General features: G+C 35.5%; 2 protein-coding genes. Both read left to right on the top strand.

Annotation, left to right across the window (positions count from 1 at the left end):
• Positions 1-284 precede the first annotated feature (284 nt).
• Positions 285-1,028 carry a nuclear transport factor 2 family protein gene (locus L652_RS0100890; RefSeq protein ID WP_024596809.1) on the top strand — a complete coding sequence of 248 codons (744 nt, stop codon included), beginning with the start codon at positions 285-287 and terminating at the stop codon, positions 1,026-1,028.
• Positions 1,029-1,037: 9 nt separating this feature from the next.
• Positions 1,038-1,358, top strand: coding sequence for a hypothetical protein (locus tag L652_RS0100885; RefSeq protein ID WP_002962108.1), 321 nt, complete (start codon positions 1,038-1,040; stop codon positions 1,356-1,358).
• Positions 1,359-1,591 lie beyond the last annotated feature (233 nt).

The raw sequence follows: 1,591 nt of genomic DNA, 5'->3' as shown, positions 1-1,591 counted from the left end.
CCCCGGCAATATTACGGTAGAGCAGTACTGGTAGGCTTCAGTGGTGGTATTAACTACCCGATAACGTTAAAATTTGCTATGTTGCACCCTTATACCAATTTTATCAAAAATATGATCATTCTATTGCATTAAGTAACTTACTAACTGCGTTAAAAGTTATTCATATAGAACAACTATATGTCACAATTTTCGCGTTGTTATTGCGCTATTTTTTAACGCTATAATAGATCGCCTATTTAATGTAATTGGTATTACACGTATTTAGTGTTCATTTTAGGAAAGTTATGAAACCGTTATCTATTATTTTAGCCTCATTAGTCACTACCGTTGCGCTAATTACTTATGCCGCAGAGCAAAGCGAGCCTGAGCAAAAAGAGCCACAGGTTGAAGCTCAAACAAGCGTTGAAAAGCCAAAAGTTGAAAATGAGCAATCAGTAACTCAAACCGACACTGACGACAAAGTAAATACGCTTGAATACAAAGCGCCAGAGCTTAAAAAGCCAACAATTGATGCGACTAAACCAGACGATTCAAAGGTATTAGGTAATGAGCAAATTAAACCTGCTGAAAAGCCTAAAAATAAAATAGAAAAAGCAGTCGCAGTAGCCGAAGCTGAAAAAGCAGTAACGCAAGCAAAAGAGGCTCTTACAGTTAAGCAGCAAACTAAAGCTAAACAATCGCGCGAATCACTTGCTGTGGTAGAGCAGCTAGTGAAAGCATATAACGCACGTAACATTGAAGAGTTTCTTCGTGTATATGCCGAAGATGTTGAGTTTTATATTTTCCCTAATGAGCTATTATTTAAAGGTAAAGAAAAACTAATAGAACGTTATGGGCTAATGTTTAAAAAGTTAAAGTGTATTCACTCATCACCAATTAAGCGCATAGTGCACGGTGATATAGTGATTGATCACGAACTTTCAGAAACTTGTTCAACTGACGAAAACGTAGTTGATAAACGCTCAGAACTTATTTCGAGTTATCAAATTAAAGATGGGAAAATAGTACGCGTACTATTTTTTAGATAAAGGCTTTAAATGCAAATAAATGACGACAAAAAAATTCGCTTAATGTATCGCATTGAGCCAGGTTGCCTTGGACCTAAGGGTGCTGAGCATATTGAAGATTTTTGTCGTTTTGCAAACAAGCATATTAAATCCCCCTTTTATGGCCAATTTGTATTTTTACCACGTTACGATAAAACCATAGACGAGCGACAATACAGCGTTAACAGCCGCAATTTATCGCTTGCTCAGGCTCGGGCTTACTTAAAGCACTTTGATATTAATATTGAAGAATTTGAAGAACAACTCGACGAGCTCCTCACAAAAGCGATTGATTTATACTTTAAGCGATAGCGTTTAATTGCTGTAGCTTAGGTATTGTCTCCCCTCAAACGTACATTTTTATTTATTTTAATTACTATTAAAAATATAAATAATTTCTTTCACAAAGATAAGGTAATCAGTAATAACTGAGAAAAACCAGATCAGCCAATATGTATCATTTACTCTAAAAGCGCAGCGCCTCTTAACCTCTTTGTGAATAATTAGCTCTTTAAAAGCTTTTATTTGCACAATGAGAAGTAAAA

The sequence above is a fragment of the Pseudoalteromonas sp. TB25 genome, assembly GCF_000497995.1.
GTDB classification, from domain to species: Bacteria; Pseudomonadota; Gammaproteobacteria; order Enterobacterales; family Alteromonadaceae; genus Pseudoalteromonas; species Pseudoalteromonas distincta.
Note: the sequence above shows the minus strand (reverse complement) of the source record. Positions and strands in the feature narration are given on the sequence as shown.

Bases quoted from the DNA above. Each gene is read 5' to 3' on its own strand.
- L652_RS0100890 (WP_024596809.1), top strand. From the start codon at position 285: ATGAAACCGTTATCTATTATTTTAGCCTCATTAGTCACTACCGTTGCG.
- L652_RS0100885 (WP_002962108.1), top strand. From the start codon at position 1,038: ATGCAAATAAATGACGACAAAAAAATTCGCTTAATGTATCGCATTGAG.